This window comes from Sphingomonas sp. GM_Shp_1 (genome assembly GCF_026540895.1).
In the GTDB taxonomy this organism is placed as follows: domain Bacteria; phylum Pseudomonadota; class Alphaproteobacteria; order Sphingomonadales; family Sphingomonadaceae; genus Sphingomonas.
Map to the genome: position 1 here is coordinate 25,149 of NZ_JALNUR010000018.1, position 17,158 is coordinate 42,306.

Sequence of the window (17,158 nt, forward strand, 5' to 3'; positions counted from 1 at the left end):
TTGTTATCTTATGGTCTTATCGGTGACATGGAATGGTCATGCATGTCAACGGGGCGACAATCGGTTTCACCACAAAATTGGTCGGGACGATGCGTGACCAGATTTTATCATTTACCTTCAGTAGGATGGCGAATGTGAAGATTTTTTCATGGTAGCGCTACACCTGCGGCGGGTCGTGCAGTGAGACATTTTGAGTGTCTGTTCGCCGTCGGATAGGGATCGCGAAAAGCGCTGAGTCTCGATTGGTATTGTCGTTATTGGTTCGGCCAATTGGACTGTGCGGCCTGGGAACAACCCTTGCCATCATATGGCAGGCGCGGGTGTCCGACGTCGCTGGTCATGCCGCAGGCCGACACCCGCCGGCCCTCGTCGAACCGGGGTCGATAGAGCGGATCAACGAAGGGGGGCCTTCTGTTTCGTCGAAGCCGGGCGGATCAGATCTTCAGATGCGCGGTTCGATCGCGCTTCGCCGCGAGCGCCTGTCGCACTTCGGCGACCGCGCGGGCTTCACTGGCGATCAGCAGGCCTTCGAGTGCCGCCGTCAGATGCCGCTGCATCGCCGCCCGCGCGGCGAGCGAGTCCCGCGCCCGCAGCGCTTCCAGAATGGCAGCATGATGCTCGACGATGGGACGCACGTCGATCGCGCGCACCTTGGCATCGAGCAAAGCGCTTTCCGCCGACCGCTCGCGCTGCTCCCACAGGCGGTCGATGGTTTCGAGAATGGCGCTGTTCCGGGTGACCCGCGCGATCAGTGTATGGAAGGCGCGGTCAGCCCGAAAGGCGCCGCCGACCTCGTTATTTTCCTCCTCGATCGCGTCGACCAGCGCGGCGAGTTCGTCCAGTTCGGCATCGGTGATCTGCGACGCGGCGAGCGCGGCCGATTCGGGCTCGAACAGCAGGCGCGCCTCGGCGACTTCCATGGCGGACACGCCGAAATCGGGGGTCTCGCCCTGCCCGGGCAGCGCGACGACATGCGCGCCCGAACCAATGCGGACCTCGATAAAACCCTGTACCTCCAACGCGATCAGCGCTTCCCGGATGACCGGACGGCTGACGTCGAAGCGCGCCGCCAGTTCGCGCTCGGCGGGCATGCGGGTCCCGACCGGATAGCGGCCTTCGACCAGTTCGGCGATCAGCGTGCGGGCCAGTTCCCGGTAGAGGCGGTCCTGCGTCGTGGGTGTGTTGTCCATCACGACCATTATTGGGGGCGTGGACGCATATCGGTCAAGCATTTGCGTCGGACAGAGCGGCCCTATGCGGTGGCCAGATAGGCGGTCAGACGCTCGACCGTGCGCTCGGGCACGTGCAGGCCCAGCTTGCTTCGGCGATAGAGAATATCCTCCGCCGTCCGCGCCCATTCGACGCGGACCAGATAATCGACTTCCGCGCCATATAGTCCGCCGCCCAGATCGGGCCCGAGGTCCGCCACGGTCCGCGCCGGACCCAGCAGGTCGGCGACCCGCGTGCCATAGGCCCGCGCCAGCCGTCGCAAGAGGACGGGTGGCAGGGCTGGGCGTTCGGCCTGTAGCTCGCGAAGGAAACGCTCGAAATCCGCATCCGCCATGTCGCCGCCGGGCAGGGCCGCCCCGGCCGTCCAATCGCCGCTCGCTTGGCGAAGGAAGGGCGCAAGTTCGGACAGGGCATGTTCGGCCAGCTTGCGATAGGTGGTGATCTTGCCGCCGAAGATATTGAGCATCGGCGCATGGTCTTCACCCGCCGGACCGATATCGAGGTCGAGGACATAGTCGCGCGTCACCGCCGAGGCGTCGGCGGCGTGATCGTCATAGAGCGGGCGGATACCGGCATAGCTCCATGCGATATCCGCCTCGCCGGTCTTCACGGAAAAATAGCGGTTGATGGTGTCGAGCAGATAAGCGGTTTCGCCCGCGCTGATCGATGCCTTGGCCGGAGCCTCTGTCCAGGGCTGGTCGGTCGTACCGACCAGCGTGAAACGGCCTTCATAGGGGATGGCGAAGACGATCCGGCGATCGTCGTTCTGGAGCATGAAGGCGTGCTCGCCGTCATAGAGGCGCGGCACGACGATATGGCTGCCCTTCACCAGCCGCACGCCGCGATCCCTTCGCGTACCGTGCGCCCGCCCGATCACATCCGCGACCCAGGGGCCCGATGCGTTGACGAGGATGCGCGCCCGAACCGTGCGGCTGCCGCCTTCTCCCTCGATCGTCGCGATCCAGCCGCCGCCCTCTCGCCGTGCCTCGATCAGGCGGGTTCGGGTCTCGATCCTTGCGCCACGCTCCGCCGCGTCGAGCGCGTTGAGGACGACCAGGCGGCTGTCCTCGACCCAGCAGTCCGAATAGACGAACGCCTTGCCCGTCCGCGCGGAAAGCCCGGCGCCCAGCGGCGACCGGTCGAGCCGGATCGTCCGTGTGCCCGGCAGACGAACCCGGCCGCCCAGATGATCGTAGAGAAACAGCCCCAGGCGGACCATCCAGGCGGGTCGCGGCGAACGGTTCTGCGGCAGGACGAAAGACAGCGGCCAGATGATGTGCGGGGCCATCGCCAACAGCCGTTCGCGCTCGATCAGCGCCTCTCGCACCAGGCGGAACTCACCATATTCCAGATAGCGCAGCCCGCCATGGATCAGCTTGGTCGAGGCGGACGAGGTGTGGCTGGCCAGATCCTCCTGCTCGACCAGCAGGACGGACAGGCCGCGCCCGGCGGCGTCGCGGGCGATCCCGGCCCCGTTGATCCCGCCGCCGACGATCAGCAGATCGACCGTCTCTTCGCTCTGGTCCGCCATGCCGCCTGTCCCTATCCTCTACGGCGGCAAGGCTACACCATGCCGGGCATAAGCGAAAATGACAGGAGGGGTCAGCGATGGGGTCGCATATTCTGGTGATCGATCAGGGGACGACCTCGACCCGCAGCATCGTCTTCGATCGCATGGCGCGTCGCGTCGCCATCGCCCAGGCCGAATTCGCGCAGCATTATCCCGAGCGTGGCTGGGTCGAGCATGACCCGGAGGACATATGGCGCGACGTGCTCGCCACCGCGCGCCGGGCCATCGCCGAAAGCGGCGTCGGGGCCGCCGGGATCGGAGCGATCGGCATCACCAACCAGCGTGAGACGGTCCTGGTCTGGGACCGGGCCACGGGCGCGCCGATCCACCGGGCGATCGTCTGGCAGGATCGGCGCGGCACTGATCTCTGCCAGACCCTCAAGGCCGATGGGGCGGAGGAACTGGTGCGTGAGCGGACCGGGTTGCTGATCGATCCCTATTTCTCCGCGACCAAGCTCGCCTGGCTGCTCGACCATGTCGATGGCGCGCGCGAACGGGCGGAGCGGGGCGAACTGGCCTTCGGGACGATCGACAGCTTCCTGCTCTGGCGGCTGACCGGCGGGGCGGTGCACGCGACCGACGTGACCAATGCCAGCCGCACGATGCTGTTCGACATTCATCGCGGCGAATGGGACGCGGACCTCTGCCGCCTGTTGCGCGTGCCCATGGCGATGCTGCCGCAGGTCCATGACAATGCGCATGTCTATGGCACCACCGCGCCCGACCTGCTGGGTGCGGCGATCCCGATCGCGGGGATGGCGGGGGATCAGCAGGCGGCGTTATTCGGACAGGCCTGTTTCCGGCATGGCATGGCCAAGTCCACCTACGGCACCGGCTGTTTCCTGCTGCTCAATACGGGCGAGACGGCCGTCGCCTCGCGCCACCGCCTGTTGACCACGCCCGCCTATCGGTTGAACGGCGTGACGACTTATGCGCTGGAGGGATCGATCTTCGTCGCTGGCGCGGCGGTGAAGTGGCTGCGCGACGGGCTGGGCGTCATCACCCATGCCAGCCAGACCGACGATCTGGCGACCCAGGTGCCCGACAGCCACGGCGTCTATATGGTTCCCGCATTCGTCGGCATGGGCGCGCCCTATTGGCAGCCGGATGCGCGCGGTGCGATCTATGGCCTGACGCTGGGGGCCAGTGCGGCGCATCTGGCGCGCGCGGCGCTGGAGTCCGTCGCCTATCAGACGATGGATCTGGTCGCGGCGATGAAGGCCGATGCGGGCGAGGGCCCCGCGATCCTGCGGGTCGATGGCGGGATGGCGGCGAACGACTGGCTCTGCCGGTTCCTCGCCAACATGATCGATACGGCGGTGGAGCGCCCCGCCGATCTGGAGACGACCGCGCGGGGGGCGGCCTTTCATGCGGGGCTCGCGATCGGGCTGTGGTCGGGGCTGGACAAGTTGGAGCGGCTCTGGTCGCGGGAGCGATGCTTCGAGCCCGCGATGACGGAGCAGGCGCGTGCGCCCTTGGTGGCGGGATGGCGCGATGCGGTGGCGCGGACGCTCGCCCCGGCGGTGTGAACCGGCCCCGGCCCGTCAGGCCGCCGGGATCGTCATCTCGAAGGTCGTCTCGGCGATGGGCAGCAGCGTCAGGTCGCCGCCATGCGCCCTGGCGATCCGGCGGGCGAGGGTCAGGCCGATGCCCGATCCTTCGGGCTTGGTGGTGTGGAAGGGGCGGAAGATGCGGGCCCGTTCGGGCGCCGCGACGCCGCCCCCGCTATCGGCCACGCTGACCCGGAAGCTTTTGCCATCCCCTTGGAAGGAGAGGGTGACCCTGGGCGCGACCGATCCCTCCAGCGCGGCTTCCGCCGCGTTCTGGAGCAACGCCCAGACCGCCTGGGTCATCTGATCCCGGTCGCAGGTGCCGATGATGCCCTGCGGCACCCGGATCGACAGGGCGACGCGCCCCTCGAAGCGTTCGGCGAACAGGCGGCCCAAATCCTCCGCCAAGATGACGGGGAGCAGCGGCGTGCGCACCGGCATCGGCAGGCGGGCCAGCATTCGATAGGCGCGGGTGAAGCGCTCCAGCCCCTCGATCCGCCGCGCCAGGGTCGACAATATGCCCGGCAGCCGCCGGTCGGACCGTTCCGCCGCGACCAGTGCGCTGTCCGCCAGCGAGACGATCGGCGACAAGCCGTTGAGCAGTTCGTGGCCGAGGATATCGATCATCTCGTTATCCGCATGGGCTTCTGCCGCCCGCCGCTCCACCTCGATATCGATAAGGATCACCAGCGCCTGCTCGCTGCTCGCGACCCGCTCGATCCGCCAGCTTCGCCCTTCGTGGCGCAACCGGCTCTCCCGGGGATCGAGCAGCGCGGGCGGGGTCGGGGTCAGCCGGTCGTCGGTCGCGAACAGGGTGCGGCTGGCCCGGTTGATCGCCCGCGCCCGCCCGCGATCGATGCGCAGCAGGGGCAGCGGGATCTGGTCGAACAGCGCGGCCAGCGGCGGGCCATCGTCGGCAGTCCGCACGGCTTCGGACGATCCGGGCGAAACGGGCCGCCGCGCGATCGTCCAGCACGCCGCCAGGATTGCCCAGACGGCGCACAGGCTCAGCCCCAGCACCGACGCGAACATGCCGTTCTGCCACGCCAGCACCAGTAGGGCCCCGCTGCCGGTCAGCGCCAGCGCGGTGAGCGCGGTCGCGATCATCCGGGCATGGAGCCGATCAAAGCCCATGTCGTGCCATCCGTCGATAAAGCGCACCCCGGCTGAGCCCCAGCGCATGCGCCGCCTGGGTGACATTGTGATGATGCTCGACCAGCGCGGCCTCGATCATGGTCCGCTCGGTCTCGTCCAGGTCGAAGCTCACCCGGCCCGGAGTGGCGGCCGAAGCGATGGGCGCCGCGGGGGCGAGAAGCGCGGCCTCGATCACGCCGTCATCGCCGAGCAGCAGCGCGCGCTCGATCGCAGCGGCCAGCCCCCGGGCTTCGTCGGGCCAATGCGCGGTGGCGAACAGTGCCTCGGCGGCGGGGGTGAAGCGGGGCAGGGGGCGGCCATGCCGTTCCGCCGCGACCCGCGCGAAATGGCGGGCGAGGACGGGGATGTCGGCGCGCCGCTGATCGAGCGAGGGGGCGGCGATCTCCACCGTCGCGATCCGCCGGGCGAGCGCGGGGGTGATGGCGCGGGCATCGTCGGCAATGGCGATGAAGCGATCCGCCGCCGACAGCCGGTCGAGCAGCCGCGCCTGTCCGATCGCGTCGAGTTGATCCGGGTAGCGCAGCAGCCAGGTCGCGCCATTGCCACCCCCGTCCAGCCGGTCCCAGGCCTGCGGGTCGCGTAGGTCGATCCGCGTCATGGGGCGATGCGGCCCCGCCGATGCGGCGTGGATCGCGGCGGCGATCAGGCTGCGTCCCGCGCCCGATGGCCCGGTGACGACCACCCCGGCCATGGTCGGACCTATCCGGCGGATCATCGTGCGGACATGCTCGATCGCGGCACTGTCGCCCAGCAGGCGGACGGGTTCGGCGGCGGGGGAAGGGGCGTCGGCGATATGGGCCTGGTCCACCGGCGCCGGGCGTCGCCGGACCGCGACCTCGATCTTGGCGATCAGTTCGGCATTGCGCCACGGCTTCATCACGAAGTCGCGCGCGCCCGCCTGCATCGCGGTGACGGCCAGCCGGATGCCGCTATGCGCCGTGATCACGATGATGCACGCGGCGGGATCATCCGCCAGCAGCCGGGCGAGCATGGTCAGCCCCTCTCCGCCGTCGGTGCGACCGGCCGCATAGTTCAGGTCGAGCAGGATCGCATCATATCGCCGCGCTGCCAGCCGCGAGAAACCTTCCTCCGGCCCGTTCGCCACGTCCAGCCGGTGCCCGGCCAGATCGATCGCGATGGCCAGCGATTCGGCGATGCGCGGATTGTCGTCGATGACCAGGATCGAAAGCGGGCTTGACCCGTCTTCCGACCGTCCATTTGTGGACGGTGCGTTCGGTCCCGAACGGTCGGATTCGGCGATGGTGGAGGAAAGTGGCGGTTTCATAGCGCTTTAGGTTTTTCGGCCGTCCTGGGTGACATTGATCCCATGATGACCGAACACAGCACAGGCGCAAACACTTCCGCTGTCGGGGACGGCGGGCCGGCTCCGGGGGCGGCGATGGATCGCCGTATCGCGCGCAAGGCGACGCCCTGGTGGCGGCGCAAGCCGGTGATGATCGCGGCGCTGGTGATCGTGGCGGCGGTGCTGATCTGGCGCTTCCTGCCCGCCGCCGGTTCCACCGACATCGCCTCCGCCAATATCGAGACGGGGGAGGTCACGCGCGCCGCTTTCGACGATTACCTGCCGGTGCGCGCCACCGTCACCCCGCGCGTGACGACCCTGGTCGGCGTGCTGTCGGGCGGGCAGGTCGAGAAGCTGCTGGTGCAGGACGGCGAGATGGTGACCGAGGGACAGCCGCTCGCCACCCTCGCCAATCCGCAACTCAAGCTCGACGTGCTGACCCGCGAGGCGCAGATCGCCAGCCAGCTTGGCGGCGTCGCCAGCGAGGGGCTGGGGATCGAGCGCAACAAGCTCGACCGGGCGGGGCAGGTCGCGCAGGCCGAGTATGACCTCATCAAGGCACGCCGCGACCTGGGCATTCGCCGCCAGCTTCACGACCAGGGGTTCCTGTCGGATGCGGGCGTGAAGAGCTTCGAGGAAGAGGCTGCCTATCAGGAGAAGCGCCTCGCCCAGTTGAGGTCGGGCCGCGCGACCGAGGCGCGGATCACCGCGACCCAGGCCGCCCGCCTGTCCGACACCCAGACGCGGCTGTCGGGCAATATGGCCGCGGTACGCGCGGGGCTCGAAGGGCTGACCATCCGCGCGCCGTCCGGCGGTCGGCTGACCAACTTCGTCATCCAGCCGGGCCAGACGCTGAAGCCCGGCGATCCGGCGGGACAGGTCGACAGCGAAGGCTCCTGGAAGCTGGTCGCTCAGGTCGACGAGTATTATCTCGGCCGCGTCGCGGTGGGGCAGACGGCGACGACTTCGGACGGCGCGAAGCTGACCGTGTCGAAGGTGCTTCCGGCCGTGAAGGACGGGCGGTTCCAGGTGGAACTGACCTTCGACCGCGCGCCTCAAGGGCTCAATCGCGGGCAGACCATCGACATCCGCATCACCCTGGGCGCGGCGAGCCGCGCGGTGGTGGCGCCGGTCGGCGGCTGGCTGGAGGCGGGGGGCAATTCGGCCTTCGTCCTCGATCCCGACGGTGCCCATGCCCGCCGCCGCAGCGTGAAGATCGGCCGCCGCAATCCCGAACAGGTGGAGATCCTCTCCGGCCTCAATCCCGGCGAACGCATCGTCATCAGCAACACCTCGTCCGTGAAGGGCGACATACTGAACATCCGATAAGGGGGACTTGCATCATGATCCGACTGGAAAATATTCAGCGCCGCTACGTCTCCGACGAGGTCGAGACGACCGCGCTCCACGATATCGACCTGCATGTCGCGCAAGGGGAATTCCTGGCCATCATGGGCCCCTCGGGCTGCGGCAAGTCGACCTTGCTCAACACGCTGGGCACGGTCGATCGGCCGACCGGCGGTCGCTATCTGTTCGGCGACCGTGACCTGGCGGCGATGGACGAGAAGGAACTGGCGAAGTTCCGCGCCGAGACGCTCGGCTTCGTGTTCCAGAGCTTCAACCTGATCGACGAGCTGACCATCGAGGAGAATGTGGCGCTGGGCCTGGCCTATCGCCGTGACGTGGGCGACCGGCGCGGCCGGGTGGCGGCGGCGATGGACAAGGTCGGCATCGCCCACCGCGCCCGTCACTTCCCGCACCAGCTTTCGGGTGGTCAGCAGCAGCGCGCCGCCATCGCCCGCGCCATCGTCGGCGATCCCAAGCTGATCCTGGCGGACGAGCCGACCGGCAACCTCGACACCGCCAATGGCGAGCAGGTGATGAACATCCTGACCGGCCTGAACGAAGCGGGCGCGACCATCGTCATGGTCACCCACTCGCCCAGCCATGCCGACCTCGCCAAGCGCCGCATCGACATGCTCGACGGCCGCATCGTCGCCAGCGCCATGCGCGCGATCTGACAAGGAGATTTCGTGATGAAGATGATGTCCGCCATCGCCCTTCTGTCCCTCGCCGCCGTCGCGGCTCCGGCGCAGGAAGGCGCGCAGGTCTCGCGTGATTTCGACATGCGCGGCTTCGACCGCATCGAACTGAGCGGGTGCGATATCGTCACCGTGGCGATGGGATCGGCCTATGCCGTGACGGCGCGGGGGCGTGCCGCCAATATCGACAATCTGCGGATCGACACGACCGGATCGACCCTGCGTATCCGCCGCCGGAACAACAGCTGCAACGGCCATGACCGGCGGGTCGCGATCACCGTCACCCTTCCGGCGCTGAAGGCGGTGGATGTCAGCGGTGCGGCGGAAATGAACCTGCCCGCGCTCGACGGCGCTGCCTTCGCGCTCGACGCGAGCGGGGCGGGCGTGGTTCGCCTTCCCGCCCTGCGAAGCGGTGCGGCCGGCTTCGGCCTGTCGGGGGCGAGCGAGGTGACGGTGCACAAGCTCGAGGCCGAGCGTGCGAACCTCGGCACTTCGGGCGCCAGCGTCCTTCGCATCGACGGCGCGGCGCGGCAGGTGACCATCGACAGCAGCGGGGCCAGCGTCCTCGATGCCCGTGGCCTGTCCGCGCCCGAGGCGACGATCGACGCCAGTGGAACGGCCAAGGTCCGCGCGGGCAGCGCGCAACGGGTGCAGGTCGGTGCGAGCGGCATGGCGAACGTCTCCGTCGAGGGCGATCCGCATTGCACCATTTCTAAGAGCGGGCTCGCCCGCGTCACCTGCGGCTGATGCCGGGGATCATGGGGGAGATCGGATCATGAACCGCTTCGCGCTGTTATCGCTCTATCGCTCGCTTGTGCGCCACAAGCTCTATGCCGCGCTCAACATCGGCGGACTGGCGGTGGGCATCGCCGTCTTCCTGGTGCTGGGCCTCTATGTCCGGTTCGAGACCAGCTATGAGAAATGGCTGCCGGGCTATGACAAGCTCTATGTCGCCCAGTCGGTCTGGAACATGCCCGAAAGTCCGTTCAACGGGGCGAGCAACTGGACGATGGGCGGACTTCTCGAACAACTGCGCGAGGATTTTCCCGGCATCCAGGGCACCCGCATCCGTGGCTCCGGCGGTAGCGTCATTCAGGGAGGGGTCGCGACCAGTGAGGATATCGTACAGGTCGATCCGAATTTCTTCCGCATATTCGACCTGCCATTGGTGAGCGGAAGCGGCGACGCGCTGAACGTCCCAACCAATGTCTTCCTCAACGAAACCGCCGCGCGCAAATATTTCGGATCGGCGAGCCCGGTCGGGAAGCCGATCAAGCTCGCGATCGATGAGATCGCCAGTTACCGGGTCGCGGGTGTTTTCAAGGACATGCCCAAAAATACCGAGATCGGTGACATTTCGATCCTGGTTCCGCTCCCCCGCACCCCGCCGACATCCTCGAAGGAATGGTGGTATCATTGGGGCAGCTCGTCGCTTCAGACTTTCCTCAAGTTCGACACCCCCGATGCCGCGAATGCGTTTGCGGCGAAAATGACCGGCTTTGTCGACCGGCGTGCACTGAAGGACATGGGAAAAAATGCGTCCCAGTCGCTTAACATCGCGGTGATGCCGATCACCAGGATGCATCTGGAACCGCAGGGCAGGGAGAGCGCCAGCCGCAAGCTGACCATGGTGACGCTGGGACTGGTCGGTATCCTGACGCTGATCATCGCCATCGTGAATTATGTGAACCTGGCGACCGCGCGTTCGGGTCTGCGCGCGCGCGAGGTGGCGATGCGCAAGGTGTTGGGCGCCAGCCGCTCCGCGCTGATCTCGCAGTTTCTGGGCGAGGCGGTCCTGACGGTCGCGATCGCGTCACTCGGCGGCCTGATCCTGGCCGAGCTGGGGCTGCCGCTGGTCAATGCGGCAGGCGGGCTCGACCTGAGCATTCCCTATATGGTCGTCGTTCCCGCACTGGCGCTGCTGACGGTCGTCGTCGGCGTGTTGGCGGGGGCCTATCCGGCGGTTCTATTGTCACGCTTTCCGGCGGCGAGCGTATTGGCGTCGGCGCGCGCGCCCGGTGGCGGGCGAGCGGGGACGCGCATACGCGAGGCCCTGGTCATCTTCCAGTTCGGGCTGGCCATCGCCTTCATGATCGGCACGCTCGTGCTGATCGCGCAGACCCGGCATCTTCGCGCAACCGATCTGGGCTTTCGCCGTGACGGACTGCTGACGGTATCGTCGATTGCCGACACGCTTATCGAGGCGCCGCGTCGCCGGGCCGTGCTGGAGGCCATCAGGCGACTTCCGAACGTCTCCGCCGCAGCGGTGGGCGATAGCGCGGTGGGGGGCGCGGGCAACAACAATGCCGACAATGTCCCGCTGCCCGGCGTGCCGGGAGATGGCCCGTCGCTGCGCCGGATCGAAGTGGGGCCGGACTTCTTCAAGGTCTATGGCACCCGGTTGCTGGCAGGCCGTTTCTTCGACGACGCGCATCGCGGCGACGACTCGCAGACGGTCGAGAAGGGCCAGCCGCGTGCGATCGTCATCAACCGCCGGGCGCTGTCGACCCTGCGTTTCCGCACGCCGGAGGAGGCGGTCGGCAAGACGGTGGGCGGCGATCGCCCCAGGACGATCATCGGGGTGATCGAGGACATGCGCTTCTTTTCGCCGCGCGTGCCCAATAGCGCGATCTATTATGTCTATGACGCAAAGCCGGAAAATGTGATGGACGGTCCCGTCATCTCCATCCGCTTCCAGGGCGATCCGCGCGCGATGACGGCGGCGGTGCGTAACCTGTGGCAGCAGATGGTGGCGAATGTGCCCTTCAACGCCAAAACCGCCGATGCGAAGTTGGAGGAGTTCTACGAAGCCGATGACCGGGCGACCCGGCTGTTCGGTATCGGGGCGGGGCTCGCCGTTCTGATCGGCTGTGTCGGGCTCTGGGGCCTGGCCTCCTTCAACACGGCGCGGCGGACCAAGGAGGTCGGCATCCGCAAGACGCTGGGAGCGTCCGCGACAGACATCGTCAAGCTGCTGGTCGGACAGTTCCTGCGGCCCGTGCTGATCGCCAATCTGGTTGCCTGGCCGCTCGCCTTCATCGCGATGCGGACGTGGTTGGCGGGGTTCGAGGATCGCATTACCCTGTCGCCCTTCTATTTCGCGGCGGCCACGGCGGTGGCGCTGACCGTCGCGGTGCTGACCGTGCTGGGCCAGTCGCTCAAGGCCAGTCGTGCCGCCCCGGCCTGGGCGCTGCGTCATGACTAAGCGGGGATGGTGGTTGCTGTTGGGGGTGGCGTTGATCGCGGCCACCCCGGCCTCGGCGGAGACGCTGCGGGAGGCGATCGCGGCGGCATGGGACGGCAATCCCGAACTCGCCGCCGCCCGTGCCCGGCAGGATGCGCTGGCCGAAACGCCCAGCCAGGCGCGGGCGGCGGGACGGCTGACCGCAGGGGCGACCGGCAATGCGGGCTATGATCGGCTCGGTTACAACCAGACGGGCGTGCGCACCGGCGCGGGCAGTGCGCTGGGCGGCGTATCGGCGACGCTGCCGATCTGGACCGGCGGGCGCGTTTCCTCGGCGGTGCGGGCGGCGAACGGCGATGTCGCGGCGGGCGGGGAGGCCCTGCGCGATGTCGAGGCCGATGTGCTGGAGCGCGTCGTGTCGGCCTATGCCGACCTTCTCTATACCCAGCAGGCGGTCGAGGTGGCGCGGGTCGGGATCGAGCGGCTCGACAGCCAGGTGGCCGAGGCCCGCTCGCGCTACGGCCTGGGTCAGGCGACCAAGACCGACGTCGCCCAATTGGAGGCGCAACGGGCCAGCGTCGTGTCGAACCTGGTCGATGCGGAGGGTGAGGCCGCGACGGCGGCGGCGGCCTATCGGGCGGTGGTCGGTCGGGATGCGGGGACGCTGGAGGCCAGTATCGCGCCGCCCTCCGCCCTGCCGCGCAGCCTGGCCGATGCGCGGGAGGCGGCGGAGACCAGCAATCCCGTTCTGCTGGCGCAGCGACGCCGTGTCGATGCGGCGACCGCGCGGATCGATCAGGCGCGGGCGGAACGCGCCCCCGCGCTCGATCTGGCGGGCAGCTATGGACGCGGCGTGCAATGGGTGGGGGGCAATGCCACCGGCTTCGACAGTGCGGCCAATGCCGGCCTGTCGCTGCGGGTGCCGCTGCTGACCGGGGGGCTGGTCGCGTCGCGGGTGCGTCAGGCCGAGGCGCTGCGCCGGGCCGAGCGCTTCGATGTCGATACCGCCTCGCGCGCGGTGGTGCGCGCGGCGGATACCGCCTGGGCCTCGCTGATCGCCGCCGAGGGGCGGCTGAAGGCGAGCGCGGACGGGCTGAAGGCGGCGGACCTGGCGCTCAAGGGCGTGCGGGCGGAATATGGCTTCGGCCTGCGCTCGACCATCGACATTCTGGTCGCGGACCAGAGCTATCGCTCCGCCCAGTTGGCGGTGGCGCGGGCGCAGGTCGATGTGCTGACCGCGCAGGCCGCGCTCCTGCGGGCGACGGGCCGGATGGGGCGGGAGGCGTTCGACTGAGGAGCGGGGATGGTCCTCCCCCGGCGGGGAGGAGCAAGGGGCTCAGCTTGCCTCGCGGTCGTCTTGGTCGGGGCCGGACACCGCCATCGACAGGGTGCGGCGGAGCAGGGAGGGGGAGCAGGGCTTTCCGCATACCGCCGCACCCGGATAGCGCGATTGCAGCGCCTGTTCGTCCGCATGGCCCGAATGGAAGATCAGCGGCACGCCAGCCTGGCTCAACCGCTCCGCCGCCGGAAAGACCTCCCCGTCGCGCAAACGCACGTCGAGGATGGCGCAGGCCAGTTGAGGCCGATCGCCGTCAAGATGCGCCAGCACTTCTTCGACGCTGACATAGGGTCCGTCGACCTCATAGCCGCCATCCTCGATGATCGACTGAAGATCCATGGCGACGAAAAACTCGTCCTCGACCAGCAAAACCGTCTTAGTCATTCGAGAGTACCGTCTCCGGCAGTGTCAGGGTCAGCATGAAACGTCCGTCGATGCTTTTCCGCTCCAACTGGGCACCCAATTGTCGCGAGGACGTCTGAACCAGCAATGTTCCGAAGCCCTTGGCATTGTCCTCGGTCGGGCTCTCCCCGCCCGTTTCGGTCCATTGCAGCGTCAGCTTGCCATCGGCCAGCGTCCAGCCGACCGACAATTCCCCCTCGCGCCGCGCCAGTGCGCCATATTTGACCGAGTTGGTCGCCCATTCGTGCAGGATCAGCGCCAGCGGCGACAGGCAGCGGCGGTCGACCAGCAGGCGGGGACCGTCGATCTCGATCTTCGACTGACCCTTATAGGGGGCGATGGTCGCGTCGACCAACGAACCGAGTTCGATCGCCTGTTGCTCGCCCGCCGGGGATGCCAGCGAATGGGCACGGCCCAGCGTCGCGATCCGTTCGCGCACATCCTCGGCCATCTCGGTCACGTCGCCATGCGACCGCGCGGCGGCGGAGACGATGCCGGAGATGATGGCGAACAGGTTCTTTACCCGATGGTTCATCTCGCGCAGCATCAGCTCGCGCGTCTCGGCGATCGCATATTCGGCGGTGACGTCGATCGACACGCCGACCATGCGATGCGGCGCGGCCGTGGTGACGACCCGGCCGAAGCCCTTGATCCAGCGTTCCTTGCCGTCCAGGTCTAGGCGGAAGGTCATTTCGAAATCGCTGCGACCCGCCATCGCTTCGGCCAAGGCGAGTTCGACGCCCGGCCGATCCTCGGGCACGATCCGGTCGAACACCTGCGCGACGCGATCGGCCTTCTCGGGTCCGTCGAAGCCGAACAGATGGCGTCCGGTTTCGTCCAGGATCATCTCGCCGGTGCCCGCGCGATACTCCCAGACGCCGATGCCACCCGCCTTGATGGCGAGGTCCAGACGCTCGCGCTCGGCGGCCAGTTCGCGCTCCAGGCTCAGCGCCTCGGTGATGTCGGTCAGGACCAGCGTCGCGCCGTCAATGCCGTCGCCCTGCGTCCGATAGGGCAGGATGCGCAGTGACAGCGTCCGCTCGCCGTCGCGCGTCGTCACCCGCTGCTGCGACGGCGGGCCCCCTGCGGCCACGGCCTCCGCGCCGCCCAGATAATCCGTATTGGCCAGCCGCGTCGACACATCGGCCAGCAACCGGCCCCGGTCGCTCGGTTGCAGCGGGAAGATCGAGCGCGCCGCCTCGGTATAGCTGCGCACCCGCAGATGCCGGTCGAGGACCACGACCGCCAGATCGGTCGATTCGAAGAAGTTGCGCAGATCGGAATTGGCGAGGGTGAGTTGATCGACCTTGGTCTTCAACTCGTCGTTGACGGTCGACAATTCCTCATTGGTCGATTGAAGCTCCTCGTTCATCGACATCATTTCTTCGTTGGAGCTTTTCAGCTCCTCATTCGCCGTCTCCAGCTCCTCGACGGTCGAGCGCAGCCGGTGGCGGGTCAGGCGCAGTTCGTCCTCCAGCGCCTCGATATGATCGTCGCCGGGCTCCAGATCGGCCAGGTCGCTCATCTCGACCGGGCTGAACGGCGCGGTATCGCGGAACAGGAAAAGCAGCGACCCGTCGGTCAGCGGATCGCAGATCACCTCGATCTTCTGGATGCCGAACTCGGTCGTCACCGCCACGTCGCGCGCGGCGATCCGCTTGCGGGCGTCGCGCGCCTGGCGCAGCATCGGGCCCATCACTTCGCGCAGGCCCGGTCGCGCCAGCGTGGTCGCGCTCGACCCGCCCGCACGGGTCACGGGAAAGGTGAAATAGCGGCTCAGCTTGCCGAACGCGGCCAGGATGCCGCCATCCTGATCCACCACCATGCTCGGCGGGGCATAGCGATCGACGATCCGACGCAGCGCCACGCCCTCATCGCTGCTGACATGGCCGCCGTCACGCTCGCCCCGCTCGCCGCGTCGCCGGGGGGTGCGGCCCGTCGCGCCGGGCAGGTCGATGGGGTAGGAGGGGGAGGCGGCGGAACGCTCGAACAGCCGGGCATGGCTGTCGATCGCGGGGAAGAGATGGTCGAACCGCCCGACGCTTTCCGATGGCCCCAGGAACAGATAGCCGCCCGGCCGCAACGCGTAATGGAGCAGCGGCAGCACCGATTGCTGCAACCGATCGTCGAAATAGATCAGCAGGTTGCGACACGATACCAGGTCGATCCGCGAAAAGGGCGGGTCCTTGACCAGACTGTGGTTCGAGAAACGGATCATGTCGCGGATGGACCCCGCGATGGTGAACCGCTCCGCATGGGGAATGGTGTAGCGTTCGCGCAAAGGCGCCGGAATGTCGGCCAGCGCGGCGGCGGGATAGGTGCCGTCGCGCGCGATCTGGAGCATCTGTTCGTCGATGTCGGTCGCGAAGATCTGCACCGCCAGCGGCTGTCCCGCCTCGCGCGCGGCCTCGGCGAACATCATCGCGATGCTATAGGCCTCCTCGCCACTGGAGCAGCCGGGCACCCAGATGCGGATGTCCTCGTCCGGGTCGCGTGCGCGGATCAGCGGCAGGATCGCCTTGGTCCGCAGCGTCTCGAACAATTCGGTATCGCGGAAGAAGCGGGTGACGTTGATCAGCAGGTCGCGGAACAGCGCCTCGCACTCGTCAGCGTCGCTCTTGACCCGCGCCAGATAGGCGGAGCCGGTGCCGATCCCCAGCACATGCATCCGCCGCTCGACCCGGCGGACCAGCGTCGTGCGCTTGTAACCCGAAAAGTCATGGCCGATGGCGTTGCGCAGCACCCGGCACAGATCGTCGATATGATCGGCGACGACCTCCGCCTCATGCTCCTTGGGATCGCCCGAGCGACGCGCGAAAAAGGCCTGGAGACACGCGACGATCTCGCCCGCGGGCTTGATGAAATCGACCAGCCCGGTGCCCACCGCCGACAGCGGCATGCCGTCATAACGGGCGCTCTCCGGCTTCTGGACGACGCCGACGCCGCCATTCTCCTTGATCGCGCGCAGGCCCGTGGTGCCGTCCGCCCCGGTGCCCGACAGGATGACGCAGGCGGCATTGGCCTGCTGGTCGCTCGCCAGCGACAGGAAGAAATCGTCGATCGGGCGGCGCAGCCCGCGCGGCTGGACGAAGTCGGTCAGTTCCAGCACACCGCCGCGAATGGCCAGTCCCCGGCCCGGCGGGATGATATAGACATGATCGGCCTCGATCCGCTCCGACCCCTCGCACTGGCGCACTTCGAGGTTGGTGTGCCGGTCGAGAAGCTGCGCCAGCATGCTTTCGTGATTGGGGTCGAGATGCTGGACCACCACGAACGCCATGCCGGTCGGCGCATGGGCGGGCGTCAGCATCTCGCGCAGCGCCTCCAGCCCGCCGGCGGACGCGCCGATGCCGACGATCGGCACCGTCATGCCGCCGCGTCCG

Annotated in this window: 12 protein-coding genes; 6 read left to right on the forward strand and 6 right to left on the reverse strand. The window is 67.9% G+C overall.

What is annotated here, in order from left to right; all coding sequences use genetic code 11:
- Positions 1-434: 434 nt before the first annotated feature.
- Together OXQ33_RS10695 and OXQ33_RS10700 are read right to left on the reverse strand one after the other, a co-directional pair.
- Positions 435-1,190, reverse strand: a complete 756-nt coding sequence (locus OXQ33_RS10695) for a FadR/GntR family transcriptional regulator (protein WP_267434674.1) — start codon at positions 1,188-1,190, stop codon at positions 435-437.
- A 62-nt stretch (positions 1,191-1,252) separates the two neighbouring features.
- Positions 1,253-2,761: a glycerol-3-phosphate dehydrogenase gene (locus tag OXQ33_RS10700; RefSeq protein ID WP_267434675.1), complete on the reverse strand. Its 1,509-nt coding sequence runs from the start codon at positions 2,759-2,761 to the stop codon at positions 1,253-1,255.
- Positions 2,762-2,838: 77 nt separating this feature from the next.
- On the opposite strand from OXQ33_RS10700, the gene glpK reads away from it, so the two are divergent.
- A complete protein-coding gene (glpK, locus tag OXQ33_RS10705) occupies positions 2,839-4,329 on the forward strand; it encodes a glycerol kinase GlpK (protein WP_267434676.1) in 1,491 nt (496 codons plus the stop codon).
- 15 nt (positions 4,330-4,344) lie between these two features.
- Here the strand turns inward: glpK and OXQ33_RS10710 are convergent, their stop codons facing one another.
- Positions 4,345-5,484: a HAMP domain-containing sensor histidine kinase gene (locus OXQ33_RS10710; RefSeq protein ID WP_267434677.1), complete on the reverse strand. Its 1,140-nt coding sequence runs from the start codon at positions 5,482-5,484 to the stop codon at positions 4,345-4,347.
- On the reverse strand, positions 5,474-6,790 hold the full coding sequence (locus OXQ33_RS10715) for a response regulator (protein WP_267434678.1): 1,317 nt from the start codon (positions 6,788-6,790) through the stop codon (positions 5,474-5,476). The genes OXQ33_RS10710 and OXQ33_RS10715 overlap by 11 nt, the downstream gene beginning before the upstream one ends.
- Positions 6,791-6,904: 114 nt before the next feature.
- Here OXQ33_RS10715 and OXQ33_RS10720 point away from each other — a divergent pair, with 114 nt between their 5' ends.
- The 5 genes from OXQ33_RS10720 to OXQ33_RS10740 are packed head-to-tail and all read left to right on the forward strand — an operon-like array spanning position 6,905 to position 13,328.
- Positions 6,905-8,137: an efflux RND transporter periplasmic adaptor subunit gene (locus OXQ33_RS10720; protein ID WP_267434679.1), complete on the forward strand. Its 1,233-nt coding sequence runs from the start codon at positions 6,905-6,907 to the stop codon at positions 8,135-8,137.
- 14 nt (positions 8,138-8,151) lie between these two features.
- Complete coding sequence (locus OXQ33_RS10725; RefSeq protein WP_267434680.1) at positions 8,152-8,829, forward strand: ABC transporter ATP-binding protein; 678 nt, start codon at positions 8,152-8,154, stop codon at positions 8,827-8,829.
- Between the two features lie 15 nt (positions 8,830-8,844).
- Positions 8,845-9,597: a DUF2807 domain-containing protein gene (locus OXQ33_RS10730; protein WP_267434681.1), complete on the forward strand. Its 753-nt coding sequence runs from the start codon at positions 8,845-8,847 to the stop codon at positions 9,595-9,597.
- A gap of 28 nt (positions 9,598-9,625) precedes the next feature.
- Positions 9,626-12,055: an ABC transporter permease gene (locus OXQ33_RS10735; protein WP_267434682.1), complete on the forward strand. Its 2,430-nt coding sequence runs from the start codon at positions 9,626-9,628 to the stop codon at positions 12,053-12,055.
- Positions 12,048-13,328: a TolC family outer membrane protein gene (locus OXQ33_RS10740; RefSeq protein ID WP_267434683.1), complete on the forward strand. Its 1,281-nt coding sequence runs from the start codon at positions 12,048-12,050 to the stop codon at positions 13,326-13,328. Before OXQ33_RS10735 ends, OXQ33_RS10740 begins: the two co-directional genes overlap by 8 nt.
- Positions 13,329-13,370: 42 nt before the next feature.
- Here the strand turns inward: OXQ33_RS10740 and OXQ33_RS10745 are convergent, their stop codons facing one another.
- Positions 13,371-13,757: a response regulator gene (locus tag OXQ33_RS10745; protein ID WP_267434684.1), complete on the reverse strand. Its 387-nt coding sequence runs from the start codon at positions 13,755-13,757 to the stop codon at positions 13,371-13,373.
- On the reverse strand, positions 13,750-17,145 hold the full coding sequence (locus OXQ33_RS10750; protein WP_267434685.1) for a chemotaxis protein CheB: 3,396 nt from the start codon (positions 17,143-17,145) through the stop codon (positions 13,750-13,752). Before OXQ33_RS10750 ends, OXQ33_RS10745 begins: the two co-directional genes overlap by 8 nt.
- Between the last annotated feature and the right edge of the window lie 13 nt (positions 17,146-17,158).